Genomic DNA, 26,015 nt, shown 5'->3' on the forward strand with positions numbered 1-26,015 from the left:
ATTACCTAAGCCGGTTTTGGATGCCGCACAGGCCGCACAGATAATGTGTACATCCGTATATAACCCGATAGGGGAATAGCTATTCGGCTACCTAAGAGAACGTTTCTACTTTCTACACTTCCGCTTTTCTAACAACAAAGCGATTTTTGATTAAATTCATTTTTTTTTAGAGAATCTCGCGCCAAAATTATTATCGGCATTCCATTGCCTCAATGGGCATTCGAAGCCCATAACAATTGAGCTGCAGTGGCTTTTGCGGTTTGAGCTCTTTATGCCAGTATTGGCATGCATGCACTGATGCCACGGAACTAAAGTTTCGGGCCGATGAATGGGTAGAACGAGAGTACGGTCTCGCCAACCTACACCTCCATCGCCATCGTCATTTCTCGCCTTCCGCCAGATTTTCTAGCTCTGCCATATCTTTGATGATTATCGAATGGTTCGACGGCACCTCCAAAAGGCCCAAATTTTTCATTTTCGTAATTGTCCGGCTGACTGTCTCAATTGTCAGGCCAAGAAAATCCGCAATATCATTCCGGCCCATTGTCAACATAACTTCAACCTCAACACTGTCTTTACCGCCCAATTTCTCTGCACGATCAACAAGGAAGGTCGCAATTTTTTCTATCGGTGTTTTTCGGCCCAACAGTATGGCATGGTGTCTCAACTCATGTATCTCGCTCAGCACCTTTGCTGTCAGGGCCGTCTGCATGGCCGGCATTTCCTGCAAATATTTTTCCAGAATCTTAATGGGAATCTGACATACAACCGTATCACAAACGGCTTCTGCATCCGATTGATAGTAACCGTTTTTTTGCTCCCCGAGGACTTCCCCGGCTGTTTTGAAGGACGTCACCTGACGACGCCCGTCATCTAGCAAATTGGCAAGCCGAATTTCTCCCGTAACGACGGTATAAAGATACTTCGCTTCTTCATATTCTCGATAGACAGACTGCCCTGTTTGGACCAGTCTGGTCCTGATATTGCGGGCGATTTCATCCATTTCCTGATCTTTTAAATCAGCGCAAATAGCCTGAGCATGTGCACTGCAGGTTGAGCAAGGTGCTTCTGAAATATTTTTCCGCTCTGCTTTGGGAGTCGTTTCAGACTGCTTGTGCCCATTAGCCTGCGACTTAGATTTAGCCAACGATGAAATACGCGCATCTAATGATTCTAACATACCACGTAATCTCCCTATCTAGTTTGATTGCAGATGAATCACAAACCTATCTTCAGCCCCTATATTCTAAACTTTTCTGGTGTCCCTACATGTGGTGAGATGACGCAGACTTAAGATTTACACAAAAAATCGGTAAAACAGACACTTCAGAATGATGTTTTCCGCAGTTTTATGGGCTTTTCCACAAAAAATCCCCCGACAGCGACATAATGCCACAGTCGGGGGAGACTGTCGATTTTCCTATAGTTTTTTTATTATTATTTTCTAATTTAGACTAAACCCGCAGAAGGTCGGTAGCAGCATCTAGCGGAACGTCCACATCATCCAGCAGGTAGTTTCCTGCCTCAATTTCAAACTGGTTATTCCCATTGCTGAGTGGATCATGGGGTCGTAATCGTGTGTCCACGACCAGCCTGGAGAGAAGCATCCGACGAGCATCTCCACCCGCCTTACCAAGAGCCGCGCCTTCCGTTGCAAGAAGCGTCGCCGTTGTGGCATGATAAAGCGCGTTCGACGCCTGACGTGCCTTGGTTTCGTCCCCGCTTGACGCGATGTCTTCAGCGAATTTCTTGGCACGATCTATCAGGCCGGAGAGCTCACCCGCATATTGACCGGGCACACCGTCGGTATTCTGAAGGCGATCTTTCAGATCTTCAGCCAGATCTTCGTGGGCGCCTGTCTTGGCAACGGCACGGGTTGTGATGTCCAGCGCATTGATGTTGGACGTCCCTTCCCACAGAAGGCCTGTGTGCGCATCCCGGACAAGCCGAGAATTAACCCAGTCTTCGATAAAGCCGTTTCCGCCACGCACTTCCAGCGCCCCGGTCGCAACCATTACGTTATCGCGGCAGGCACGGAATTTCACAAGTGGTGTCAGGATTCTGTTGAGGCGCTTGGCGCTTTCATCTCCATTCTCTGCCTTATGGAGAACAGAGGAAACATGCATCACCATGGAGAGCACCTGCTCCGTCGGCACCATCAATTTCAGCAGTTGACGCCGCAGCAGCGGCTTATTGATAATCGGCTCGCCAAATACATCGCGGGTTTTCGAGGCAACCAATGCCTCGTTCAGGCAGCGACGCATCATACCTGCCGCTCTCACGCCATGCGACAGCCGCGACATGCTGACTTGATCCATCATCTGGCGCAGACCGGGATTGGGTTTTGCCCCTACATCCCCAAATGCGTAGGCAAGCGCGCCATTGAAGATGATCTCGCCGGACGCCATGGATTTCGTGCCCATCTTGTCTTTCAGGCGGACGATCCGGTAGTTGTTTCGCTCCCCGTTATCCAATGTGCGCGGCACCGCAAAAATCGCAAGACCGGAATTCCCCTCCGGCGCCCCTTCAGGTCGGGCAAGGACTAGGCTTACCTCTGCATCCGCGCTGGAGCAGAACCATTTATCGCCATAGAGCCGCCATTCGCCATTTTCTTCCCGCGCCGTGACCGCGAGGTTGGCGACCTCAGAGCCGCCGATTTTCTCGGTCATGAATTGCGCGCCACGGAACAGCTCATCCATGTCCTGACTGCGCATCCGTTCAAGGAATTTTTCCTTGGCCGCTTCCGGGCCATAACGTTCCAGAAGCATTGACGAAGTATCGGTCAGTGAGATCGGGCACATCAGGCCAAATTCGGACTGCGTGAAAAGATATTGAAAGACATATTTCGCCATCGGCGGAATTTTATCGGGCCAGCCGTGAACCCCGGGTTTCCGCGACATGCAATGAATACCGAAGTCACCGTACCCGATTTTTTCCATTTCACGGAAGGCGGGGTGGTATTCGATCCAGTCACGATTCCGGCCCCGCGCATCGCGTGGATGTAGCACCGGCATATGGGATTCGCAAATCCGGGCGAGTTCATCAAGGCGATTACCCGCCACTTCCCCGAGTTCCCGGTAAACCGGCGTCATATGCTCCCTCAGGTCATCGGGAAGATAGAGGGTCAGCAAATCCTGAAGACTTTTGTCGATCTCGAAGAAATTGAGACCATGGCAATCCGCCGCTACCCAGTCCTCAAGCTCCCGCTCTTCACGGCTTTTGATTTTAACTTCCATATTCATAGTGTCTCTTCCCGCTGAACTTCATTTTAGGTCAGTCAATACCGTACCCTACAGTGTAAGGATACGACTCACTTCTTCAAGGCTGAGCGGCGACTCACTGAGCAAGGCGTCCGTCGCCGCCGTATCGAAGGCATCCGCCTCGATTGATAATGGGTTAGCCGCGCCAAGCTTGTGATCGATGATCATACGCGACAGAAGCAAACGACGGGCATCTTTTCCGGCTGCGCCGAGTTTGGCGCCTTCATTCGCCATAAGGGTCGCGGTCGTCACATGATAGAGCGCGCTTGCCGCCTTTCGTGCATGGGTTTCCTTGCCCAGACGCGCTACTTCCTCCGCAAACTTTACAGATTGATCCAAAAGGCCTTTAAGTTGTCCGGCATATTGACCTGGCAAAGCGCTATTTGCATCAATCTGCCTGGTGAGATCTTCGGCGAGATCTTCATGCGCCCCGGCCCGGGCGATTGCCCGCGTTGTCACATCGAGGGAATTGATGTTGGAGGTTCCTTCCCAAAGCACACCGAGATGCGCATCCCGGACAAGGCGGGCATTGACCCAATCCTCGATATAGCCGTTGCCACCACGGACTTCCATGGCACCGGTCGCAACGCGGATATTATCCCGTGCCGTTCGGTATTTGAGCAACGGGGTCAGGATACGGGTCCGTTTCGCGGCGGCTTCGCCCCCCTTTTCACCCTGCTCAAGATTGACGGCCACATACATAAACATCGAAAGTGCCTGCTCCGTCGGAACCATCAGTTTCATCAGCTGACGGCGCAGCAGAGGTTTATCGATAATAGTCTCCCCAAACGCCTTGCGATAGTTGGCCACCGTCAATGCCTCGTTCAGGCAGCGGCGCATCATCGCCGCGCCGCGCACGCCATGCGACAGACGGGAGAAGTTTACCTGATCCATCATCAGTTTAAGGCCCTTGTTCGGATGCGCGCCAACCTCACCAAGCGGATAAGCCGATGCGCCCTCAAAGATAATTTCGCCAGAGGCCATGGACTTGGTGCCGAGCTTATCCTTCAACCGGACGATCCGATATGGATTGCGGCTTCCATCTTCGCGTCGGCGCGGCATGGCGAAGAGCGCAAGGCCGCTGTTGCCCTCCGGAGCGCCTTCCGGGCGGGCCAGCAGCAACGCAATGTCGCCGTCTGCGCAGGAACAGAACCATTTCTCACCGTAGAGCTTCCATTCGCCATCTTCGAACCGGGCCTCCAGCGCGATTTGCGACACATCAGAGCCACCCGTCTTCTCGGTCATGAACTGGGCGCCCTTCAGGATCTTGTCCATGTCCTGGCTGTACATACGGTCAAGCAGTTTCGCTTTAGTAGCCTCATCCGCATAACGCTCGATCAGCATCGCCGATGTGTCGGTGGCCGAGATTGGGCAAAGCTGTCCGAATTCGGACTGGCCAAAGAGATACTGGAAGACATATTTTCCGATGGGCGGGACTTTTTCCTGCCAGCCCAACACGCCCTCGCGATGCGACATGCAATGGAAACCAAAATCCCTAAAAGCAACATCTTCCATCTTGCGATAGGAGGGATGAAACTCGATCCAGTCCTCGTTCCGGCCACGGGCATCGCGGGCATGGAGTATCGGACCATGCTTATCCGCCTCACGTGACCAATCGTCAAGCTGCGTGCCTGAGATTTCGCCAAGGCGATTATAGTGCGGTTCCATGTGCTGACGCAAATCATCCGGCATATAGACATGCAACAGATCGCGCAGGTTGTTATCAACTTCAAAGAAGTTGAGGCCATGGCAATCAGGCGCGATATAGTCAGAGAGTTCCTGTGGCTTAAATTCCTGTTTTTTATGCAAATATGACATCTCGTTCCCGCCTAGTTCTGTTTACCGTCAAGGTTTTTTGGTTGGTGCACATAATGAGCAAGACAACAGCTGTGGACAATCGATAATTCAGCATATTATAATTGAAAAAAACTCACTCAGGATTGTATTGTTTATGCTTCATATTCCCTCTACATCTGGTCTCAGGGCATTTGAGGCGGCCTGTCGTTATTTGAGCTTCAATCAAGCAGCGGAAGAGCTGGGCGTCACGCCGGGCGCGGTCAGCCGGCAAATTCAGACGTTGGAACAATATCTGGGCAAAACACTCTTTCACCGACATCATAAAAGAATTGAACTTACCGCAGTAGGTCGGCAATATCTTGCGGAAATCAGCCTGCCGCTGGAAAAGATAGCGGCGGCTTCGGCCCGGCTTAGAAGCGAAACACGGCGCAATGCAGTGTCCATTTGTGCCTACCCGACATTTGCACTGCGTTGGCTGATCCCGAGATGGGCCGACCTTTATGAACATCATCCGGATATTGACGTACAATTGATTACCTCCCTCAACCCGGCAGATTTTGAACGGGATGATTTTGATATCTCCATCCAGGTCCTGCCAGACGGGACCAATCTGACGGGCATGCGGATTGACAAGTTGCTCGAGGTCGTCACCTATCCCGTCTGCAGCCCGGAATTAGCAAAAAAATACTCTCGTCCGGAGGATTTGCATGATGCGGTCTTTGTTCATGAAAGCCCCCGCCCGACGGACTGGCCTCGCTGGCTCGCGGAGGCCGGAGTGAGCAACATTAATTCCAGCCCAGGCCTGCATTTCGAGAGTGCCAACATGGCGCTGCATGCAGCGGAGAACGGCCTCGGCGTTGCGATCGGAATAGACGCGCTTGTTCAGGAGTCGATCGCGGCGGGGCGACTGGTGAAGCTATTCGATGTGGACCGACGCTCCAACCACTCATTTCATATTGTGTCCTCATCGAGAAAATCGACACGGCCGAAGCTCGCCACCGTTCGCGAATGGATGCTTGAGGCCGCAGGACAACCGGTTTAGATTAAATTCGATAGTATTCCGTATTTGCTGGCCCGATCTTGATTAAAGGAAGACATTGACCATGACCTGTTTGCAAAGCGATGGCATCTTTATCGGTAAGAGCGATGATGGAAGCGGCAGCAACCAATATCTTCCGCTCAAATGGGGCAACCGCCACGGCCTGATCGCTGGCGCGACGGGCACAGGCAAGACAGTCACCTTGCAAGTTCTCACGGAAGGATTTTCACGGGCGGGCGTTCCGGTATTTCTTGCCGATGCGAAAGGCGACCTTTCCGGTCTCTGCCGCACGTCGGACATGCAGGATTTCCTGACCAAGCGAGCGAGCAAGATCGGCTTCGCAGAAGAATATCAGGGGGCTTCCTTTCCCGCCGTCTTTTGGGATCTCTTTGGCGAGCAGGGCCATCCCGTTCGGACAACCATTTCCGAGATAGGGCCTTTGCTTCTCTCCCGCATGCTGGAGCTGAACGATACGCAGGAAGGCGTGATGAATATCGCCTTTCGCGTTGCGGACGAGCAGGGCTTGCTGCTGCTGGACTTGAAGGATCTCCGCGCACTTCTCAGCGTCGTGAATGAGCAAAGGAAAGAAATCTCCGCGGTCTACGGAAATGTCTCGCCTCAATCGATTGGGGCCATCCAGCGCGCCCTCCTCCGCCTTGAAGACCAAGGCGCAGGCAAATTTTTCGGTGAACCGGCGCTTGATTTGCGCGATTTCATGCGGACTGACCATACCGGGCGTGGCATGGTCAATATCCTTGCCGCCGACAAGCTGATGAATTCGCCACGGCTCTATGGCACCTTCCTGCTCTGGATGCTGTCTGAGCTGTTCGAGGAACTGCCGGAGGCAGGCGATGCCGACCGGCCAAAGCTCGTTTTCTTCTTTGATGAAGCACATCTTCTATTCGATGACGCGCCAAAAGCCCTACTTGAGAAGGTGGAGCAGGTTGTCCGATTGATCCGGTCAAAGGGTGTTGGCGTCTTTTTTGTCACCCAAAGCCCGGACGATATACCCGATTCTGTTCTGGGTCAGCTTGGCAACCGGATACAGCACGCCTTGCGTGCCTTTACCCCGAAGCAGCAGAAAGCGATCCGCCTCGCCGCACAGACCTATCGCCCTAATCCCGCCTTCGAGGTTGAAGACGTAATTACAACGCTCGGCGTCGGTGAAGCGCTTGTCTCCACACTTGAGAAAAAGGGCCAACCATCGATCGTGGAGCGGACATTGATCCGGCCTCCCTCCTCCAAACTCGGGCCGGTCAGCCGGGCTGAGCGCAAGCAGGTCTTGAACGACAGCACGCTCGGCGCTAAATATGACAAAACGGTCGATAATGAGTCGGCCTATGAGATCCTGCAGGAACGGGCCGAAAAAGCCGCGAAAGCAGCCGAAAAGGCAGAAGCCGCTGAGGCTGCAAAACCCAAAAAAGCACCTGCGCGCCGATCAAACCGCCAAAGTGTCGGAGAGGCGGCTGTCAAGTCACTCACCCGGGCTGTCAGCTCTTCTTTTGGGCGCAGCATTGCCAAGGCGCTTCTTCGTGGTATTCTCGGCGCCTTGAAAAGATAATGTAATAACAATAACCAAAGGACGGAGCAATTCACGCTTCGGTATTTCATGAAAGCCGTTATCATTCCCGTTACCCCATTTGCCCAAAACTCCAGCCTGATCTGGTGCGAGGAAACCATGAAGGGCGCTGTAACCGATCCGGGTGGCGACCTTGATCGCATTCTCGAAGCCGCAGAAAAGCAAGGGGTAACGATTGAGAAAATCCTGATCACCCACGGGCATCTTGACCATGCGGGGGGCACGCAGGAACTCCACGAAAAGCTCGGTGTTCCGATTGAAGGGCCCCATAAGGACGACAAATTCTGGATCGATCAATTGCCGACACAATGCGCTCGCTATGGCTTTCCGGAATCATTTACCTTTACACCCGATCGCTGGCTTGAGGATGGGGACAAGGTAACTGTTGGGAATGAAGAATTCACCGTGGTCCACTGTCCCGGCCATACGCCCGGCCATGTTGTTTTTGTCAACCTGAAGGAACGTGTCGCTATCGTCGGGGATGTCCTGTTCCAGGGATCAATCGGCCGGACGGATTTCCCGCGCGGCAACCATGAGGATCTGATCCATTCCATTCGCGAGAAACTCTGGCCGCTTGGTGATGACATCACCTTCATTCCAGGGCATGGAAACCTTTCCACCTTCGGTCAGGAAAGACAAACCAATCCCTTCGTCGCCGACATGAACTTCGGCTGAGTTATTCGAAAACCACCGGATTATCGACCATTTCGAGATGTAGTTTATCGCCTGTGAAGGGATGACGGGCGATAACTTCTTCGTCCAGTTCAATGCCAAGTCCCGGCTTTGTTGGCGGAATGATGTAACCATCCTCCCACTGGATCGGCTCTTTCAATATCTCCGCGTGGAAGTCCCCCATGGTGTTAATGCTTTCCTGAATCAGGAAATTCGGCGTACAGGTGCTGAGCTGGATATCGGCCATCGCCGAGACAGGACCGCAATACATATGCGGCGCGATCTGCGCATAGTAAACTTCCGCTATGCTGGCGATCTTCTTACCTTCCAACAATCCTCCGACACGCCCGAGTGCCATTTGCAGGATAGAGGCAGCCCCACTCTCCAGAACGCGGTGAAATTCATATTTTGTACAGAGCCTTTCGCCCGTCGCGACGGGGATGGTCGTCTGTCGGGACAGCTTCGCCATCTCATTCGCATTCTCAGGGGGTGTTGGCTCCTCAAACCAAAGCGGATCATATTTCTCCAACCGACGGGCAAGACGTATTGCGCCGGATGTGGTCAGTTGCCCATGGGTCCCGAACAGCAAGTCTGCCTTATCTCCCACAGCCTCACGCACCCGCGCGACCAGCTTTTCCGAGAGATCCATGCGCCCAAGTGACGGCTGCCGCGGATCGAAGGCGGAATACGGCCCTGCCGGATCGAACTTTACGCCGGTGAAGCCGAGCGCAACATTCTCCGCCGCCCGTTCCGCCGCAAGGTCAGGGTCCGCATAGACATCCCCCTTATCCCCTTCCTTTGGATAGAGGTAAGTATAAGTCCGGAGTTTTTCGCGAACTTTACCACCTAACAACTCATAAACCGGTTTATTAGCTTCTTTCCCGATAATGTCCCAACACGCCATTTCCAGCGCACTCAGAACTGCCATTATGGACGAATCCGGCCGCTGCGTATATCCACTTGAATAGACGCGTCGCCAGATACGCTCGATGTGAAACGGATCCATCCCGAGAAGGCGTCGCGCGAAAACATCCTCAATCATCTTGACCGTCACATCGGGATGAAACGGCACGGCATAGGCCTCCCCTATTCCACTCACGCCGCTGTCGGTTGTGAGCTTGACGAAAACCCAGAACTGCCCACCCCAATGAGGGGGCGGCGTGCCGACAACAAAAGTCTCAAGATCGGTTAGCTTCATGACATCTACTCAAATATTATTACGTTTCTAAGGGCCTTGTCTGCCCGTACTTCATCTATCGCCTCGTTGATCTTCTCAAGCGGATATCGCCCGGTGATCAGTTCGTCCAGTTTCAATCGGCCCGCCTCATATAGTGCTACAAGTTTCGGGATATCGACCCGCAACCGCGTCGACCCCATTTTACTGCCAAGTATTCTCTGGCCCGATCCGGCGATGTTACCGGCCTCAACAGCGATTTTCTGTCCCGTTGGCGGCATCCCGACAATCACGAGCGTCCCGGATGGTGCCAGTAGGTCCAGCCCCTGTTCAAATGCCCTGGGGCTTCCCGCTGCAACGAACACATAGTCAGCGCCGCGACCAATAGTCAGGCCGCGAATATACTCCACCGCGTCATTGACGAGTGGATTTACTGTATGAGTGGCACCGAAACTGCGGGCAGGCTTCAGTTTTTCCTCAACAAGATCTATCGCAATAATCGGCGCCGCATTTACCAAGGCAGCGCCCTGTATCGAATTGAGACCAACACCACCGCAGCCGATCACGACGACGGATGCTCCGCAATCTACCTTCGCCGTATTAACGACCGCGCCGAGTCCCGTGATGACGCCACAAGAGAGCAGTGAGGCGGTATCCATCGGAAAATTCTTCGGGAGGATCACGAGCTGAGATTGGTCTACAACCACCTCCTCTGCGAAGGCTCCAGTGCGCAGCCCCTGTCCGATCTTTTCACCTGTTGCCGAGGTTAGGCGACTTTTCTCGTCGATTGGAAAGGGGGTCGAGCAGATATAAGGTTCCCCATTCTCGCAATCAGCACAGTGACCACAGGATCGGATAAGAGTAACGAGCACATGATCTCCCACCTGAATATGTCGCACACCCGCACCGATCTCCACTACAACACCGGCGGCCTCATGGCCGAGAACCATGGGAAGGCTGCCACCCCAGCCCCCATCCATATAGGTAATATCCGAATGACATATGGCGCAGGCGTCAAGCTTAACCCGCACTTCACCCTCTTCCGGTGACGCAATTTCAAGATTTTCAATTTGAAGCGGTTTATTGAACTCCCGGCAGACAGCAGCTTTCATGTGTCACTCCCTTTAAACTAGATATTAGAAAGTCTTCATAAAACTGGATCGGAAAGTCAATCATAGCCTGTTTGTTTTGATCTTTTTTTCAGGACCAAGCTATTGACGGTTACAAATTTACATCCCATGCATTTTACGAATAGCGCGAAGCATAAACTTATTTTACGCGAGACTTTTTATCAGTAATGTCTAATTCATCGCCATCTATTTTGTCGGAGAACAAAACAGGCGAAACTGGGAGGATACACATGAAAAAGCTAATTGGTTTAACATTGGCAACCATAGTTGCCATTACCGGTGCGCCATCCGCACAGGCCGCAGAAGTTACACTGACTTTGCATCATTTTCTAAGCCCCAAAGCCCCGGCGCATACCCAGATGCTTCAACCCTGGGCAGAAAAGATCGCGAAAGACTCTAATGGTCGAATTGAGGTCAAGATTTTCCCTTCCATGGCCTTGGGAGGCAAGCCTCCGGAACTCTATCAGCAAGTTCGCGATGGTGTCGTTGACATGGTGTGGACCGTTCCAGGCTACACACCGGGCGTTTTTCCGCGCATTGAAGTTTTTGAGCTGCCGACGGTCCATAAAGGCGATGCTAAGGTTACGAATGCCGCCATTCAGGAAATCTTCCCGTTGATCGCGGAGGATTTTGCGGATGTGAAGCCACTGCTTGTTCACGTCCATGCTGGCAACGCCCTGCATACAACTTCCAAGAAAGTTACCTCACTTGACGATGTAAAGGGCATGAAAATACGCACACCCTCACGAAGTGGAGGATGGATGATCGAGGCCTGGGGAGCGGATCCGGTAGGAATGCCTTTGCCGGATCTTTCGCAATCTCTCTCCAAGGGTGTTGTCGAAGGGGGATTGGTTCCCTTCGAGATATTCCCTCCTTTCAAATTGGCAGACCTCACCAAGTATTCCTTGGTCGGTGGCGACAATGAGCGTTTTGGGACCGCAACTTTTCTATTCGCGATGAACAAGGACAGCTACAACAGACTTCCTGACGACCTGAAAAAAGTGATCGACGACAACATCGGGCCAACTTTCTCTGAGGAAATGGGCGTGGTCTGGAACAACGTTGAAAAACCCGGGATAGGTATGCAGGAAAAATCAGGTGGCGAAATTGTCCAACTTGATGCTGCTGCAAAAGGCGTCTTTGACGAGGTCGGCGGCAAGGTGGTCGCCCGCTGGGTTGAGGAGGTTGGTGACCGAGGGATTGACGGACAAAAGCTTGTCGAGGAGGCCCGCAAAGCCATCGCCAAGCACTCTAACTGACCCGCACCGTCTTGAGGTAAAATTTAGAGGTAAGGATGCCAAAAAAACTGGATTGGATTATATCCGGCTGGGCGTTGCTCGCAGGTATCCTTACCTTCCTGATCGTGCTTGCAACAACGGTCAATACAGCGGCTTTTGGGGCAGATAAGATTGCCCGCATGTTTGGTGAGAATGTCAGCGGCCTGTCCGGGTATGAGGATTTTGTCCGCCTTGTAATCAGTGCCGCGGCCCTGATGTTCTTTCCTTATTGTCAGCGCCAAAAGGGGCATGTAGCGGTCGATCTATTTGCGGAACAATTTTCTATTCAGACTCAAGATGTTATTGAAAGTATCACCCTGATCCTGACGATCATCATTGCATTGTTTCTTGCCTACTGGATGACGTTAGGGATGATTTCCGCATATGAAGATTTTGCCTCATCACCTATTCTTGGCTGGCCAAACTGGCCCTTTTACATTCCCGGTGTCGTGTCCCTGCTCCTTTGGGCCCTGGTTGCGGCAATGCAACTTAGCACAAAGAAGGGTAGACAGTGAGCGGGGAGATTATCGGCATTTTGGGCCTTGTGGTCCTGTTCGCCCTCCTGGCCCTTCGCATACCGGTGGGACTGGCGATGGTATTGGTCGGCATTGGCGGCAACTTTGCCCTGAGCCTTACCTTGCCCTACCTTCGTTTTGAGCCTTATCTATTCCAGTTCAAGAGCCTGCTCTGGAATTCAGTCGCAAATTATGATCTCTCTGTTGTCCCGCTGTTTATCCTGATGGGCTATCTCGCCTCAAACGCCAATCTCAGCCGGGATCTATTCCAGGGTGTCAACGCCTTTGCCGGAAAATATCGCGGCGGTGTTGCAATGTCAGCGATTGGCGCCTGTGCCGGTTTTGGTGCTGTTTGCGGCTCCTCTCTTGCGACAGCATCTACCATGGGGCGGGTTGCACTACCTGAGCTCCGGCGGCTTCATTATGCGCCCGGCTTTGCAACTGGGGTGTTGGCGGCTGGCGGCACCCTCGGCATTCTTATTCCTCCGTCTGTCGCGCTCGTGATCTATGCGATCATCGTTGAAGCTTCAATCCTAGAGATGTTCCAGGCGGCTATTATCCCAGGACTTATTGCCGTCTTGTTTTTCATTATTGCGATTGCCGTTATTGTCCGGATCAAACCGTCCCTCGCGCCAGAAGCTCAACCCATGGCGAAAGAGGAACGACGCGTCGCAATCCGCCGCCTCATACCCGTTGTGGTCATCTTTGGCGCCATTATTCTTGGGCTTGGCCTTGGTCTTTTTACCCCAACCCCAGCGGCGGGAATTGGTGTTTTCCTGATTTTTGTCTACGGCCTCTATCTTCGCCGTTTTGGGGAAGGATTGAGCGTTGCCGCCATTAAGGACTCTATCTTGGCAACGGCTGTGACCAGCGGGATGATTTATTTCATCCTGTTCGGAGCAGAGGTCCTGAAAGGCTTTTTTACACGCGCCGGACTTCCCGAGGCACTGGCATCCTGGGCCGGCGCAAGCAGCCTTGAGCCGCTGGGAATTATCGTCATCATGCTGATCGCTCTTATCATCCTCGGTTGTTTTATGGATTCACTTTCCATGATTCTGGTTGTGGTTCCCTTTTTATGGCCGGTTCTGGTGGAGATTAACGGCGGCGACTATGCGACAGCCGCCACTTCCGCCTTTGCCATGAATGCTAACGAACTAAAAATATGGTTTGGTATTCTCTCGCTCATTGTGATCGAGCTCGGGCTGATAACTCCCCCGGTCGGCCTAAATGTTTTCATCATTAGCGCCCTTGCAGGAGACGTGAAGATGAAAGATACCTTTAAGGGAGTTCTTCCCTTCTTTGCTATCGAGATACTCCGTATCGGGCTGATCCTGTTCTTTCCTGTCATCGCTCTTTTTGTACCGCGCTTGCTCTCCGGTTAAGCCGGGACGGAAACCATCGGGTTTATCCAGGTTTTAACAGTTTCACCCCGCCCCCGAATTGATTGGGACCCATTTTCGGTATACTGCAATTCTCTAGCGATTACCGCGCCGCCAGCGGCTTCTATAAGATCACCGCTAACGACCACCTTTGCATTCAGTTCGCGCGTTAGAGCTTCCAGCCGGCTGGCAACATTGACGACGTCTCCAAGCACTGCATATTCCAGGCGGCGTTCCGAACCGATATCGCCGAGAACCGCCGTGCCATAGTGAATGCCAACAGATAGTCGTATGGGCGCGGCACCGCCCTTGACGCGCAATTCATTCCAGCTCTTCATTTCCTGATGCATGGCGGCCGCACAACGCAAGGCATTCTCCGCGTCGGCCTCCGTCGTTTCCGGTGTGCCAAAGGTTGCCATTAAACCGTCACCCAGAAACTTGTCCAGCGTCCCATGATTGTCGAAGACACATGCTTCCATGCGGGAATGAAACTGCCGCAATACCTCAACAATTCTTTCTGGCGTTTCCGCCTCCGCCATTTTTGTGAAACCAACGATATCTGCAAATAGAACCGCCACCGACTGCGCCCTTACCGCACCAAGTGGTTGATCGCTTTCAGCGAGATTATCGACAATGTTTGGCGGAAAATGCCGGGAAAGATTTGCCCGCTCCCGCGCCACATCAGCCTGACGGACCAATAATCTACGCGAGCGCCAACTGTTCAGGCCGAGCAAGCCCGCAACAATGCAGAATATCAATACCTCCTGGATGCGTGGTTCTAATGGAATATAATTTGGGTCAACAATCTCGAGAACATTTGGATAGCCCGCGAGCGCCAATTTTACTTTTTCAGAAAGGTCGGCAATATCTGAAGGCTGATAGATTGCCCAGAAATAAGCGGCTAACCAAAGAGCCGTCGTGAAGGCAGCAACAGGGAGCAGAGTTCGCCAGGAATATGCAAGAGCCGCACCCGCCAATAAAATATAGAAATAGGGAAAATTCCCGGATTTAAACTGCATGGCCACTGACCAAGGGCGTGGATCCCAGGGGTTGGGAACCACCAAGACAATAGTCATCAGTAAAAGATCCAGGAATATCAGGAACAACTCGACCCGAGATCGCTCCACCCGTCCCATTTTGACCTGAGCCCAACCAATCAGAAGAAAACCGACAATCAATGCCTGATAATAAAGAACAGACCAGTTGGGAATGCGGTAGATCAGAAACACACTAATTATGGCGAGAGAAAAAGTCCGCGCCCGAACTGCCAGCATCACTCCTTCATGTTTGTTCTGTTCCAGCGCCTCATAGAGGTATTTATTACTCTCAATACCGTCCTGGCCTTCCCTCTCTTTTAATTGACGCATCCCATCAATCGTCCGTGCCTCGACCATCGCGCTAACTCCACTATTGCAGATCTATCCATATTATATGAATGACCCAGGCATCCCTCAGAAGAAGCTTTCGTTTAATGTTTATGCTTTTTTAGTCTAATCAGGGGCGTATTGCCAAACTTCTCTTATCAATTGTGGGTTTATTGCGAATTACGGCTTACTAGTTGCACAGGGCCTTCACGATAACGACTGAGATGCAATTCCATGACGCCAAATTGGGTGTCCAATGTCATTCGAACCGGAACAATGCGGCCATTTCTAATCGGTGCCCCGGCCCACACAATGATTTCCTGATCGGCGTTGGGGGGCCGGTCATAATTCCGGTTAGCAGGAAAACCACCTTTTCGAATAAAGTCAATCTTGCAGCCAATGGCCTGACCATCAAACACAGAATAGCGGGAGGGCTTGATATTCCGCATCGGCGTCTCGGTCAGCAGCACGTCATAGCGTCGATGCCCGTCAAATATCGGCAATTGCGCATTACAACCTTTGCCTTTCTCCAACCGATTAGTCATCGTCAGGATAGCCGTCATTGGATCAATCGTGTTCGTCAGGCTGTCTGGGGAAATCGGGGTATATTTATCCGGCGAGTCAATACGCGTGGCGGTTTTATGTACCTTTACCTCACCTGTGTTCACGTAATCCATGGAAACCGTACGAACATTTTTATTCCAGGCGCTTTTATGCTGATGTTGGCGAGGAAAAAACTTATCGAGACTGATAAGGCCTTGGGTTTCACTGGTTGCAAACCAGGTAAACATCCAATTAAACGCCTCATTGGTCCGGGCAGCCCCTTCGATTATATAGCTACTCTGTCCTTGCCTGACTTCAGTCTCAATGCTGCCGAGATAAAGCCCTCCAATATAAACTGAATAGTATAAGTCCGTTTCATCCTCTGCCGCGACAACTGAGCGCGAGAATAGCGCGGCGAAGAGAAAAAAGCCTGCCCCCACTATCCTTATGGAATTTACGCTACTTTTCTTAAACGCAGACATGCATATCCCTCCCCGTTCACTTTGAAGGGGAGATGGTGCTTCAGACCGGATTAATCAAGCAATTTGAGTTTCGGGAATGGGCCGATGCCTTTGAACCTCAAGTAGAAAAGTATAGTACAAGCAGCATTACGCCGAGGATCAGCCGGTAAATAATAAAAGGTGTGTAGCCAATCTTCTCAATCCAACGCATCAAAAGACTTATGACCATGAATGCAACTAGACAAGAGACCACACCCGCAAGAATCGCATCAAGACCGATTTGCGCGTCCCCGACCTGGATCAAATGGTAGGTGGCAAGCGTGCCCGCCCCAAGAATCGTCGGGATTGAAAGTAATATTGAAAAATACGCACTATCGCTCCGGCTTAGGCCACGCATTCGCGCCGCTGACATGGTAATCCCGGATCGGCTGGTTCCCGGTAAAAGTGAAAGAATCTGAAAAATCCCGATGATAAAGGAATCCAGTACAGTGATCGTTCCAATTTCCTTTGTAACAGGATATTTTTTATCGACCCACCCGAGGAAAAGGCCAAAAAATATTGTCGTCGCCGCCACAAGAAGGATCGACCTGAGTTCTCCCTGGATTAAGAAGTACACAGCACCACCGGCAACAATGATTGGGATGCTGGCGATTATAATATGCTGGCCAAGTCGCCGCCCTTCAGAGGCAGAATTATCCGTTGGTCGCAGGAAAGCCATTATGATCGCGTGAACATCTTTCCGAAAATAAGCGATCACCGCTACTAGTGTGCCGACATGCACCGCGATATCAATGCTTTGTCCCTGATCCTGCCAGCCGGTGAGTGTCGGGATGATCAATAGGTGACCACTCGAAGAGATTGGCAGAAACTCTGTAATTCCCTGAATGACAGCAAGAACTAGAATATGAAAAAATGGCATGTTATCTCTTAAAAATACTCAGGGCATCGCATACTTCTGCCGACTATTATCTCATCGAATCGAATACAATGTCTCAACCCATTGCAACGATAACGAAATTTATTTGGCCGCAGGCACTATAAAGACCTATTGTGAAGAAAAAGTAACAAATAACAATGGAGAAAACCATGACCTACAGCGTTGATCTTTTCTGGTCGTTCAGAAGTCCATACTCCTATTTGGCAACAGGACGGATTGTAGAATTAACAAAAGAGTATGACCTCCGGGTAAATGTTCGGCCTGTTTATCCTATTGCCGTCCGGACGCCGGAATTTTTCAAGGATGTCCACCCGCTCTGGATTGACTATCTGTTGACCGACATACAGCGCGTTGGCGATATGAATGGCATTCCTATTTCCTGGCCAAGGCCTGATCCGGTAAAAATGAATCGGGAGACAAAAGAGATACCGCGGGAACAGCCCTATATCCATCGGTTGACGCACCTCGGGGTCGCGGCTGCGGAAACAGGCAACGGCCTTGCCTTCCTGGATGAAATTTCCCAACTCCTCTGGAATGGTAATGTTCGTGGCTGGCATGAAGGCGATCATCTCGCCAAAGCGGCAGCAAAGGCGGGATTTGATCTCGCGCATCTTGATAGTCTCATAGCTGACGATTTTGATGGCTATGCCGCCAAGGTTGAGGAAAATCAAGCCGCACTTGAAAAATCAGGCCATTGGGGGGTTCCCACTCTTGCCTATAAGAACGAAGCTTTCTTCGGTCAAGATCGGGTGGAGGCGTGTCTGTGGCGCATGAAACAGGACGGATTGACCACCGCCAAATAAACGACAGGCATCGAATTACCTAACGTATCATATTTACTTTCTCAGATGGCTCTTTCTTGAGGTTGGCCATCTGGGACTGTGCTTTGTCGCTCATATTTTCTGGCGCCATGACAACGTTCAGAACCAAGGCCAGTCCAAGCGTCGCCGCAACGGCAATAACAGCAATTTGCTGGCGATATGATCTGGTTAAGGATATCAGCCGGGAAAATACATTCTGCTTCCCGCGTAGAGACTGTGCTTTATTCATTTCCCTGTCCTTTCTTTATGAAGAGCACTTTGACGGGGAAATGGGGCTAATTTTATTCAAAAATAAGGTAAAATTTTGCTGCTTTCAGGGAAATCAGCGCGAAAACGCAAGAGAAAGGATCTTATAAGCAAGCTTGGCGGCGAGGAAGTTAGGCGCATTGAGCCCTTCGATCGGCGCCAGTTCATTGATATCTGCCCCCACAATTTTCCCGGCTTTTGAAGCAGCCTTGATGATACTAATCGCATCATTCCAGAAGAATCCGCCCGGTTCAGGTGTCCCGGTTGCAGGCATGACAGAGCCATCAAAACCATCGAGATCGAAGGTCAGGTAAATGGGGCGATCTTTCAGCGGTGCAATGATGTCTTCAACGCGCCAGTTTTCACGGTCTTTTCCCCAATGGATCGTAATGCGATGCCGGTTTGCATCCAGAAAAGGTATTTCCTCGGCCGAAATATTCCGTATGCCAATAGACACAATAGGTACGGACGGATGATCAAGCACCCGACGGATGGCCGCCGCATGGGAATAATGTTCGCCGTCGTATCCATCACGAAGATCCGCATGGGCATCAAAATGCAAAATAATCAGATCGTCGAACTGTTCGAGGAAGGGCCGGATTGCGCCTGGCGTAATGGAATGTTCCCCTCCGAAAACAAGTGGAAACTTATCATCCGCAAGCGCCTTTCCTGTCAACGTCGCGAGGCTATCAATTGCTTTTTTGATATTACTACCATCAACTGGCCGTTCCCGCATGGTCACGACACCAAAGTCACGAAAGGGTTCCCGCCAGAGATCCTCATCAAAAAGCTCGACCTGGTGGCTCGCCTCAATCATCGCGGCGGGCCCCATGGCCGTTCCCCCGCCATAGCTGACGGACCCTTCAAGACCAAAAGGGATGACAATCGCCTTGGCGGCGGCGTAATCCACCGCCTCCGCCGCGGGCAACCCGAGAAACCCCTCTTCCGACGGGAGTATGTCAAACGGTTCGGTCATGCCTCTACGCCCGCTGATCAGCTACTTAAAGAGCTGCGTGAATTTACGAGGCTGCCGATTTTTCCAGCCGCCCCGATGATACACGTCGGAGGCTAAAAGCGGTATGACCGACGAGGCTTCTGCAAAGACCATCTGCTCAAGGCTGGTGCTGACCTTGCCCCAGCTCGCTGCCTCTTTAAGCGTTGAGGAAGAACACGCTCCGTCACGTACATCGGCCACGGAAATCTGCACGGCATATTTATGGACATCGACTTCCTTGCCGAGAATTTCCGCACAGACGACCGTATCCTGAACGAAGTTCTTCGGAACGCCGCCGCCGACCATTAGCAATCCCGTTGTGCCCCCTGCAATTTTGATCTCGGTAAGCTCACGGAAGTCCTTTACGCTATCAATACTGAGATGCGCGTCCGGGTTTTCCACCTGATGCTTGACCAGGCCGAACCCGGCCGAACAGTCGGAAAAGGCCGGGACAAAGATCGGCACATCATGATCAAAACAGGTTTCAATCAACGAGTTTTTCTTAACGGCATTAGTTTTCAGCCAGCGGCCCATCTCCAGGATAAACTCCCGTGAAGAATACGGACGTGGCTCCAACCCATCGGCGATTTTCTTGATCGTCTCATCGCAATGCTGCAGTTCTTCCTCATCGATATAAGTATCGTAAATGCGGTCGATATACAGGGACCGCAAATCATTATCATCAACGGCACTATCCGCCTGATAATGACGAAAGCCCAACGCCTCGAAAAAATCCATGTCAACGATGGAGGCGCCGGTGGACACTATTGCATCCACCATACCCATTTCCACCAGATCCCGATAAACATGCATACAACCCCCGGCGGAAGTCGAACCAGCCAGAGTCAGGATAACAGCGCAATCCGGATCCTCAACGGCCATGTTGAAAATCTCCGTCGCCCGCGCTAGGTCACGCGAGGTAAAAGACATTTTGCCCATGGCGTCAATAATTGGACGGGCATCAAAGCTTTTAAAATCGATATGTTCTACGACCTTCGATAGAAGAGCCGCTTTATCATTACTTTTAGAGGTATTAGTCATTTTCTAACTCTGCACCCTTATCAATTGGTTGCGCTATACGAGCTCGGCGCTATTTTCTATCGCCACTACAGTTTCAGAATAAAATCCGTTGAATTTGGTTTGCATGGCGTAACCATATGCTCCCAAATGCTGGAAAATTATCCAGTCACCCTCACAGACATCTTCCGGCAGCGCAAGACGATCCTGCATCTTGTCAATGCTGTCGCATGTTGGTCCATAAAGCTGAAAGAGTGACATTTCCGTTGGAACGGGATGCCGACCTGCCCGATAAAGCTCGATTGGGTAAGTCCAGCCCAGCTGGCCCGCGTCGAAAAGCGATCCGTAAGTGCCGTCATTCAGATAAAGCGATTGACCGCGGCGCAATTCAACGCGAACCGCGACCGCACCACCTGCTGCAACCATTGCCCGGCCCGGCTCACAAAAGATCTCAAGATCTTCAAAACCGCATTCCATAAGAGATCTGGCAATAGCATCAAAATAATTCTGCAACGGAACTGGTTCCATCCCCGGGTATGCCACAGGAAATCCGCCGCCGACGTCAATCATGTCAATCTTGACACCACAACCATCCAGCATATTGGCAATGTTGTAGATCGCATTAACGTAAGCTTCGATTTCTAGACATTGGGATCCGACATGGAATGTAACACCGATTTTCTCCGCAATCTGCCGAGCATGCGTCAGTAGAAGCGGTGCTTCCATCAGCGTTGCGCCAAATTTGTTGTCCAGCGGATAGGCTGCCCCGACTTGCGAAACACTCAGGCGCAGCATCAGCGAGAGATCTTCGGCATGACCGGTTTCTTGCTTGATCTTCCGAAGTTCGTCCAGGCTATCGAAGGCAAAATGACGCACGCCAAGCTCATAGGCGCGGGCAATCGCCTGTCGACTCTTGACCGGATGCATAAAATATAGCCGGGCAAGAGGGAATTCGGCTCGTAGATGTTCAATCTCTCGAATCGAGGCCACCTCAAAATTACGAACGCCAGCCGCCCACATCAGACGCAAAAGCGCCGGATGCGGATTTGCTTTCGCCGCATAAAGACATGTACCGGGAAAACCCGTGAGAAAGGTGTTGGCTGCTTCTGCAATCTTGTCGATATACAGAAAGTGGACAGCATCATTCGACTGCTCGATTTCAAGAGCTGTCGCTTCGTTTTCATATCGCCGCAAACCGGCTAGGGCTTGCTCGCGATCAGCGACATAGCCCTCACAATCCTGGAGCAGTTGCAATTCTAATGTTCCACCTGTTTAGTTGTTGATACCAAATTTTTCAGAGAGGCTCAGTAGCAGAAAAAATACTAATATGCTACATAAAGATTCATCGATCAGGTGATGATTTTTTCCACCAGTTCAAGGGCCGGCAATCAGGTTCAAGTGGGGAGAATTTGGCGCTATTTTCACGATACGGGTTTTTGGTAGTCTTATTTCGATCGTGGTACCTGATTTTTTCTTATTACTGGTGATTTTCAGCTCACCGCCATGTAATTCAACAATAGATTTGGCAAGTGGTAGCCCGAGCCCGGTTCCTTCAATTGACTTGGAAATTGAATAATGTGTGCGGCCAAACGGGCGCATGACATTATTTATTTCTTCCTTGCTAATGCCATAGCCACTATCGATTATATAAAGGGAAATAAAGTTTTTCGATTTCATTGAGAAATCTATTTCGATATGTCCCTTCTCCGGCGTAAATTTTATGGCGTTGTTAACAAGGTTTATAAGGACCTGTTTAAACTTTCTTTCGTCTGCATTCAGACGAATATCGAGATTGCCCGACAACGAAACGCTTATCGATTTTTCATTTGCCTTGGCCGCCAGCATGGTTTTCGTCGATTCTACTGCCTTCAAAAGGCTAAATTCCGTTTCATGAAGTTCGATAGAGTCAGATTCCAGGCGGGAATAATCCAGTATATCATCAATCAGAGACAACAAATGCCTGCCCGACGACTGGATATTATCCGCATATTCACGATAGCGGTCATTAGCGAGCGGACCGAAAATTTCTTTGGCTAATACTTCAGAGAATCCAATCACTGCATTTAGCGGCGTCCTGAGTTCATGGCTCATATTGGCGAGGAATAGGGATTTCGACCTGGTTCCTTCTTCTGCTTCCAACTTTGCCTGCATCAATTTACGTTCAAAAATATGCTGGGTGGTAATATCCTGTATGGTACCACTGGCTCCCGTCAGGTTACCATTATCATCAACTATCGCTCTCCCGATAAGCCGAACATAGACCATTTTGTCTTCGCCCTGAACCACCCGGAACTCAACTTCAAAAGGCTCTTGGCTCTCGGTTAAATGCTGGAAAACTGCTCTTAAACGTTCAATATCATTGTCATGCACCCGAGATATGAAATTACCATAGCTTTGTATGACTTCGCCCGGTTGATATCCCAGAATGCGGAAAACCTCGTCTGACCATTCATGGGTATTGCCAGCACTATCATGCATCCAATTGCCAATATGAGCGATGGCTTGGGCTTCTTCGAGTTTAGCACGACTTTCCTTAAGAGCCTGCTCACGAATACGGATATCCGTAATATTGGTTCGAATGGATACTATTCCCCCAAGTTTGGTTTTTGTTTCAGACAAACGGTAAACCCGTCCGTCGTCAAGTTCCTGTTCTATCGGTTCAGAGGGGTTTTGATGTTTCTTAATCCGCCTTTCTATCCATTCTTCCTCGCAACCAATGGCTTCTGGTACGCGCCCTAAATGAACCATAATACGAACAAGCTCATCAAAATAAATGCCAGGCTTAACCTTATTGACAATGTTCTTGTAACGCTCACGATAGGGATGGTTGCAGACATAAAGCCTGTCTTCCGGATCAAAAATAGCAACGGCTTCCGGCATAGATTCGATAGCATCAAGAAGCGTACTTTCGGCTGTTTCAGCGCGTGCAATCGCCAACTGCAAACGCTTATTCTGTTCCCGCTGCTTTACTTCAGATAAAATCCTAGCCTGAATTTCTCGATTGAGTTGTTCAATTGCAGGAAGCATACGGCTCATTCCAAATGCAACCAGCACAAGGCCGGGCAGATAGGCTGAAATTTGCCAAACCCCTAATGAGCTTTCATTGCTGTAACCAATATCAAAAGCGGACCCGGCTCCGACAAAAAGAACATCTATTAGAGACGCGATAACAACAATAAGAAGACCGTAATTGATTAGGTCCCGGCCCAATTTAACATGCGTGAGCCGCTTTTTTCGACGCCAGAATAATACGAGAATAACCAGCAAGCAGATAAGAATGGCTGACTCACTCAGCATGAACCATTCTCCTTGCGATTACGGTCACGCAAGCTGTTGCAATCTCTAGTCAATCTGTCTTCCCCGTTCGAACTTATACAGGTTTACTGAATGTTAACGTGAAAGTATTGAGCATCCGTTAATGACCGTATCTTCCAATTGGAAGATTACCTCTGCACTAATCAGTGAGAATTGCCAATCCGCCCTATCAATAAGCCACTTTGATTCAACCGCGGAAATATATATGATCACGTACTATTACTTGAGGGCTTGATTACAATGAGGAAATCACTGTTTTGACATCGAAAATTCTGATTGTAGGTGCCGGAATTGCTGGACTTTCTGTCGCTCAATGGCTTACGCGCTTTGGCCTAGACTTCGAAATCATCGAAAAGCGATCGTCAGAATGTATCACACCAACTGGCATTGTACTTCCCTTCAATGCCGTCAGGGAACTTCAAGATCTCAATTTGTTCGACAAACTAACGGGCCAATTTTTTGAAGCCAAAACAATTACCTACAGCAAATCCAGCGGCCGAGTGATTAAAACGGCCAATCTTGCAGAGCCTCCCTTCGAGAATGATCAATTTATAGCCCTTAAACAACAATATCTGGATAACGTACTGGTAGAAGGCCTAAGAAGAAAAATCCGCTACAATACAGAGATAACAACTATTGAGCATGGCGATGACTCCGTTAAAGTCACATGTACCAATGAGCTTCTTAACGGAACTTACGATCTTCTAATCGCAGCTGACGGCATTAACTCCCTTGTACGACAGAAAAACTTCGAGGGTCAGGAAATCAATATTGATCACAATGTCATTTGCTGGCGATTTCTTATTCCCTACCCTGAACATGGAATGCAGCCGTTACATATGATAGGGAAGACAGATCTGTTCATGGCCTATCCGATCAGCGCCGACACGCTCTATTGCTATGGCCATGTATATCAGGACCTGAATAATATTACCCTCGGTGATAACGCACAGGAAAACTTTAAAAAAACTTTCTCGGATTACGGTGGACCACTCCCGGGTATCTTGCCACAGGTTGACGAGGCTGAAATCCTGACCAATCGCCTCAAATCTGTCATCGAACCCTGTTTCTTTGACCGCCGTATAGCGTTTGTAGGCGATGCCTCCAACGGTTGTTCCCCTTTAATTCAACAGGGAGCCGCGACAGCTCTTGCCGATAGCCGCTGTCTGGCTGATGCTTTGGCCATGCAGAACATCGATCAGGCTCTCATTACTTACCAGAAGAGACGGAGAAAAAAGGTTGAGCGGGTTACCCGTTATGCCGACGCTCCCCTCGCACATATACAAAATATGCGGAGTTGGATGGCCAGGGAGTTACGCGATCTAAAAATCAGAACGATAGGCCCGCCAAATGTCTATGCCTGGAAAAAACTCGCGACAGATCGACAGTTTCTTTCTCGAGGATGATCGCGCGCCATGTGCACCCTTCATTTTGCATGAGCAACATATTCCTGCCCATCCATCTTAGATAGCCAAGTATTTCAAATTACTAATAAATCTGTTTGGGCAGGACCAAGGGATATTATAATCAATAGTATCCCTTGGTCCTCAACCACACTATTTTGACTGTGAAAGTAAGGGGTATAATTTCGCATAAGTTTAGAGCTGCCTAGTATTTGGCACTTGACCACCTTTCTAAATTCCCAAATGATATCTTCCTAATATATATTGGTGAAGAATATTCATGCCCTGTCACAAACTAGGCGCAACCTTGATATCATTGATGGTCTTTTGGGGCTTGCCCGTCACGGCCCAAGAAGAAATGAAGGTCGGACTGGAGCTTGTTTTACTCGCGGATGCCACTGGATCCATTGATGATGCTGAAATTCAGTTTCAACGGCAAGGCTATGCCAAGGCCATTACCGATCCCACGGTCATATCAGCAATTCAGACAACAATTTATGAGAGGATCGCGGTTACCTATGTAGAATGGGGAGACTCAAGTTCACAAGATATCGTGGTCGGCTGGAAAATTATAGATAGCTTGGAAAGCGCGCAAGAATTTTCAGAAGAACTGCTGCAGCGCCCTAGAAAGGCGCAAGGATATAACGCCATCGGTACCGCGCTGTTATTCGGAAAAAGCCTTATTGAAAATAACAATATTTGGGGTTTCAGCCGCGTAATAGATATCTCTGCAGACAGTGCCAATAATTGGAGCGGGCCACCAATTGAACTTGCTCGCCAGGAAGTTGTCGCTGCCGGTATCACAATCAACGGCCTTGCGGTCCTTTGTCGCTATTGCTCAGGTCGTCCAAACAGCTATGACCTTGAGTTGGCATTCAAGAATCAGATCATCGGTGGGAACGGCGCGTTTGTCATTACAGCAGATAACACTGATACCTTTGCCAATGCTGTCCGCAAAAAGCTTATCCTTGAAATTGCGGGCAACCCCATTAATGATAAAGAATAACTCTTAAATCACCCTTCTTAAGCGTCTTTTCAACAAAAAGCGGCTCAGTGATTACTCACTAAGCCGTTGATATTGTTGGTTGCGGG

22 protein-coding genes are annotated in these 26,015 nt (G+C 50.4%); 9 read left to right on the forward strand and 13 right to left on the reverse strand.

What is annotated here, in order from left to right; translation table 11 throughout:
• Positions 1-379: 379 nt before the first annotated feature.
• From GQE98_RS17845 to GQE98_RS17855, 3 genes are all read right to left on the reverse strand, one after another.
• Positions 380-1,180, reverse strand: a complete 801-nt coding sequence (locus GQE98_RS17845; protein ID WP_161317282.1) for a helix-turn-helix domain-containing protein — start codon at positions 1,178-1,180, stop codon at positions 380-382.
• A gap of 274 nt (positions 1,181-1,454) precedes the next feature.
• Complete coding sequence (locus GQE98_RS17850; protein ID WP_161317284.1) at positions 1,455-3,242, reverse strand: acyl-CoA dehydrogenase family protein; 1,788 nt, start codon at positions 3,240-3,242, stop codon at positions 1,455-1,457.
• 48 nt (positions 3,243-3,290) lie between these two features.
• Entirely contained in the window at positions 3,291-5,078 is a 1,788-nt protein-coding gene (locus GQE98_RS17855) for an acyl-CoA dehydrogenase family protein (protein ID WP_161317286.1), read from the reverse strand.
• Between the two features lie 133 nt (positions 5,079-5,211).
• On the opposite strand from GQE98_RS17855, the gene GQE98_RS17860 reads away from it, so the two are divergent.
• The 3 genes from GQE98_RS17860 to GQE98_RS17870 all read left to right on the forward strand — a co-directional run bounded on the left by GQE98_RS17860 (position 5,212) and on the right by GQE98_RS17870 (position 8,350).
• Positions 5,212-6,099 carry a LysR substrate-binding domain-containing protein gene (locus GQE98_RS17860; protein ID WP_161317287.1) on the forward strand — a complete coding sequence of 296 codons (888 nt, stop codon included), beginning with the start codon at positions 5,212-5,214 and terminating at the stop codon, positions 6,097-6,099.
• Positions 6,100-6,160: 61 nt separating this feature from the next.
• Positions 6,161-7,657, forward strand: coding sequence for a helicase HerA-like domain-containing protein (locus GQE98_RS17865; RefSeq protein WP_161317289.1), 1,497 nt, complete (start codon positions 6,161-6,163; stop codon positions 7,655-7,657).
• A 48-nt stretch (positions 7,658-7,705) separates the two neighbouring features.
• Entirely contained in the window at positions 7,706-8,350 is a 645-nt protein-coding gene (locus GQE98_RS17870) for an MBL fold metallo-hydrolase (RefSeq protein WP_161317291.1), read from the forward strand.
• Position 8,351: 1 nt separating this feature from the next.
• On the opposite strand, the gene GQE98_RS17875 is transcribed toward GQE98_RS17870, so the two are convergent.
• Together GQE98_RS17875 and GQE98_RS17880 are read right to left on the reverse strand one after the other, a co-directional pair.
• Positions 8,352-9,545 (reverse strand): mandelate racemase/muconate lactonizing enzyme family protein, encoded by a 1,194-nt coding sequence (locus tag GQE98_RS17875; RefSeq protein WP_161317293.1) that lies wholly within the window; start codon positions 9,543-9,545, stop codon positions 8,352-8,354.
• 5 nt (positions 9,546-9,550) lie between these two features.
• Positions 9,551-10,633: a Zn-dependent alcohol dehydrogenase gene (locus GQE98_RS17880; protein WP_161317295.1), complete on the reverse strand. Its 1,083-nt coding sequence runs from the start codon at positions 10,631-10,633 to the stop codon at positions 9,551-9,553.
• A gap of 248 nt (positions 10,634-10,881) precedes the next feature.
• Here GQE98_RS17880 and GQE98_RS17885 point away from each other — a divergent pair, with 248 nt between their 5' ends.
• From GQE98_RS17885 to GQE98_RS17895, 3 genes are read left to right on the forward strand one after another with little or no spacing between them, the layout of a single operon-like run.
• Positions 10,882-11,910, forward strand: a complete 1,029-nt coding sequence (locus GQE98_RS17885) for a TRAP transporter substrate-binding protein (RefSeq protein WP_161317297.1) — start codon at positions 10,882-10,884, stop codon at positions 11,908-11,910.
• 35 nt (positions 11,911-11,945) lie between these two features.
• Positions 11,946-12,443 (forward strand): TRAP transporter small permease, encoded by a 498-nt coding sequence (locus GQE98_RS17890; protein ID WP_161317299.1) that lies wholly within the window; start codon positions 11,946-11,948, stop codon positions 12,441-12,443.
• Positions 12,440-13,825, forward strand: a complete 1,386-nt coding sequence (locus GQE98_RS17895; RefSeq protein ID WP_161317301.1) for a TRAP transporter large permease subunit — start codon at positions 12,440-12,442, stop codon at positions 13,823-13,825. The genes GQE98_RS17890 and GQE98_RS17895 overlap by 4 nt, the downstream gene beginning before the upstream one ends.
• Here GQE98_RS17895 and GQE98_RS17900 read toward each other — a convergent pair.
• From GQE98_RS17900 to GQE98_RS17910, 3 genes are all read right to left on the reverse strand, one after another.
• Positions 13,822-15,216: an adenylate/guanylate cyclase domain-containing protein gene (locus tag GQE98_RS17900; RefSeq protein ID WP_161317303.1), complete on the reverse strand. Its 1,395-nt coding sequence runs from the start codon at positions 15,214-15,216 to the stop codon at positions 13,822-13,824. The genes GQE98_RS17895 and GQE98_RS17900 overlap by 4 nt on opposite strands.
• 140 nt (positions 15,217-15,356) lie before the next feature.
• On the reverse strand, positions 15,357-16,211 hold the full coding sequence (locus GQE98_RS17905) for a DUF3108 domain-containing protein (RefSeq protein ID WP_161317306.1): 855 nt from the start codon (positions 16,209-16,211) through the stop codon (positions 15,357-15,359).
• A gap of 97 nt (positions 16,212-16,308) precedes the next feature.
• Positions 16,309-17,109, reverse strand: a complete 801-nt coding sequence (locus tag GQE98_RS17910) for an undecaprenyl-diphosphate phosphatase (protein WP_161317307.1) — start codon at positions 17,107-17,109, stop codon at positions 16,309-16,311.
• A 167-nt stretch (positions 17,110-17,276) separates the two neighbouring features.
• Here GQE98_RS17910 and GQE98_RS17915 point away from each other — a divergent pair, with 167 nt between their 5' ends.
• Positions 17,277-17,930, forward strand: coding sequence for a 2-hydroxychromene-2-carboxylate isomerase (locus GQE98_RS17915; RefSeq protein ID WP_161317310.1), 654 nt, complete (start codon positions 17,277-17,279; stop codon positions 17,928-17,930).
• A gap of 19 nt (positions 17,931-17,949) precedes the next feature.
• Here GQE98_RS17915 and GQE98_RS17920 read toward each other — a convergent pair whose 3' ends face one another.
• The 5 genes from GQE98_RS17920 to GQE98_RS17940 all read right to left on the reverse strand — a co-directional run bounded on the left by GQE98_RS17920 (position 17,950) and on the right by GQE98_RS17940 (position 23,502).
• Positions 17,950-18,177, reverse strand: a complete 228-nt coding sequence (locus tag GQE98_RS17920) for a hypothetical protein (RefSeq protein ID WP_161317311.1) — start codon at positions 18,175-18,177, stop codon at positions 17,950-17,952.
• Positions 18,178-18,270: 93 nt separating this feature from the next.
• Positions 18,271-19,170: an agmatinase gene (gene speB, locus GQE98_RS17925; RefSeq protein ID WP_161317313.1), complete on the reverse strand. Its 900-nt coding sequence runs from the start codon at positions 19,168-19,170 to the stop codon at positions 18,271-18,273.
• A 21-nt stretch (positions 19,171-19,191) separates the two neighbouring features.
• The gene (locus GQE98_RS17930) at positions 19,192-20,229 is read right to left on the reverse strand and encodes a 1,9-bis(guanidino)-5-aza-nonane synthase (protein WP_161317315.1); all 1,038 of its coding nucleotides are present in this window, start codon (positions 20,227-20,229) and stop codon (positions 19,192-19,194) included.
• A gap of 33 nt (positions 20,230-20,262) precedes the next feature.
• Entirely contained in the window at positions 20,263-21,459 is a 1,197-nt protein-coding gene (locus tag GQE98_RS17935) for a type III PLP-dependent enzyme (protein WP_161317317.1), read from the reverse strand.
• 120 nt (positions 21,460-21,579) lie between these two features.
• Positions 21,580-23,502 carry a PAS domain-containing sensor histidine kinase gene (locus GQE98_RS17940; protein ID WP_161317319.1) on the reverse strand — a complete coding sequence of 641 codons (1,923 nt, stop codon included), beginning with the start codon at positions 23,500-23,502 and terminating at the stop codon, positions 21,580-21,582.
• Positions 23,503-23,777: 275 nt separating this feature from the next.
• Between GQE98_RS17940 and GQE98_RS17945 the strand changes: the two genes are divergently transcribed.
• Together GQE98_RS17945 and GQE98_RS17950 are read left to right on the forward strand one after the other, a co-directional pair.
• Positions 23,778-24,926: an FAD-dependent oxidoreductase gene (locus tag GQE98_RS17945; protein ID WP_161317321.1), complete on the forward strand. Its 1,149-nt coding sequence runs from the start codon at positions 23,778-23,780 to the stop codon at positions 24,924-24,926.
• A 277-nt stretch (positions 24,927-25,203) separates the two neighbouring features.
• A complete protein-coding gene (locus GQE98_RS17950; RefSeq protein WP_161317323.1) occupies positions 25,204-25,929 on the forward strand; it encodes a DUF1194 domain-containing protein in 726 nt (241 codons plus the stop codon).
• The last annotated feature ends 86 nt before the right edge of the window (positions 25,930-26,015 follow it).

Origin of the sequence: Sneathiella litorea, assembly GCF_009882915.1 — a bacterium.
Lineage (GTDB): Bacteria > Pseudomonadota > Alphaproteobacteria > Sneathiellales > Sneathiellaceae > Sneathiella > Sneathiella litorea.

Excerpts from the sequence above, each read along its gene's own strand:
- GQE98_RS17845 (WP_161317282.1), bottom strand. The coding sequence starts at position 1,180 with ATGTTAGAATCATTAGATGCGCGTATTTCATCGTTGGCTAAATCTAAG.
- GQE98_RS17850 (WP_161317284.1), bottom strand. The coding sequence starts at position 3,242 with ATGAATATGGAAGTTAAAATCAAAAGCCGTGAAGAGCGGGAGCTTGAG.
- GQE98_RS17855 (WP_161317286.1), bottom strand. The coding sequence starts at position 5,078 with ATGTCATATTTGCATAAAAAACAGGAATTTAAGCCACAGGAACTCTCT.
- GQE98_RS17860 (WP_161317287.1), top strand. The coding sequence starts at position 5,212 with ATGCTTCATATTCCCTCTACATCTGGTCTCAGGGCATTTGAGGCGGCC.
- GQE98_RS17865 (WP_161317289.1), top strand. The coding sequence starts at position 6,161 with ATGACCTGTTTGCAAAGCGATGGCATCTTTATCGGTAAGAGCGATGAT.
- GQE98_RS17870 (WP_161317291.1), top strand. The coding sequence starts at position 7,706 with ATGAAAGCCGTTATCATTCCCGTTACCCCATTTGCCCAAAACTCCAGC.
- GQE98_RS17875 (WP_161317293.1), bottom strand. The coding sequence starts at position 9,545 with ATGAAGCTAACCGATCTTGAGACTTTTGTTGTCGGCACGCCGCCCCCT.
- GQE98_RS17880 (WP_161317295.1), bottom strand. The coding sequence starts at position 10,633 with ATGAAAGCTGCTGTCTGCCGGGAGTTCAATAAACCGCTTCAAATTGAA.
- GQE98_RS17885 (WP_161317297.1), top strand. The coding sequence starts at position 10,882 with ATGAAAAAGCTAATTGGTTTAACATTGGCAACCATAGTTGCCATTACC.
- GQE98_RS17890 (WP_161317299.1), top strand. The coding sequence starts at position 11,946 with ATGCCAAAAAAACTGGATTGGATTATATCCGGCTGGGCGTTGCTCGCA.
- GQE98_RS17900 (WP_161317303.1), bottom strand. The coding sequence starts at position 15,216 with ATGGTCGAGGCACGGACGATTGATGGGATGCGTCAATTAAAAGAGAGG.
- GQE98_RS17905 (WP_161317306.1), bottom strand. The coding sequence starts at position 16,211 with ATGTCTGCGTTTAAGAAAAGTAGCGTAAATTCCATAAGGATAGTGGGG.
- GQE98_RS17910 (WP_161317307.1), bottom strand. The coding sequence starts at position 17,109 with ATGCCATTTTTTCATATTCTAGTTCTTGCTGTCATTCAGGGAATTACA.
- GQE98_RS17915 (WP_161317310.1), top strand. The coding sequence starts at position 17,277 with ATGACCTACAGCGTTGATCTTTTCTGGTCGTTCAGAAGTCCATACTCC.
- GQE98_RS17920 (WP_161317311.1), bottom strand. The coding sequence starts at position 18,177 with ATGAATAAAGCACAGTCTCTACGCGGGAAGCAGAATGTATTTTCCCGG.
- speB (WP_161317313.1), bottom strand. The coding sequence starts at position 19,170 with ATGACCGAACCGTTTGACATACTCCCGTCGGAAGAGGGGTTTCTCGGG.
- GQE98_RS17930 (WP_161317315.1), bottom strand. The coding sequence starts at position 20,229 with ATGACTAATACCTCTAAAAGTAATGATAAAGCGGCTCTTCTATCGAAG.
- GQE98_RS17940 (WP_161317319.1), bottom strand. The coding sequence starts at position 23,502 with ATGCTGAGTGAGTCAGCCATTCTTATCTGCTTGCTGGTTATTCTCGTA.
- GQE98_RS17950 (WP_161317323.1), top strand. The coding sequence starts at position 25,204 with ATGCCCTGTCACAAACTAGGCGCAACCTTGATATCATTGATGGTCTTT.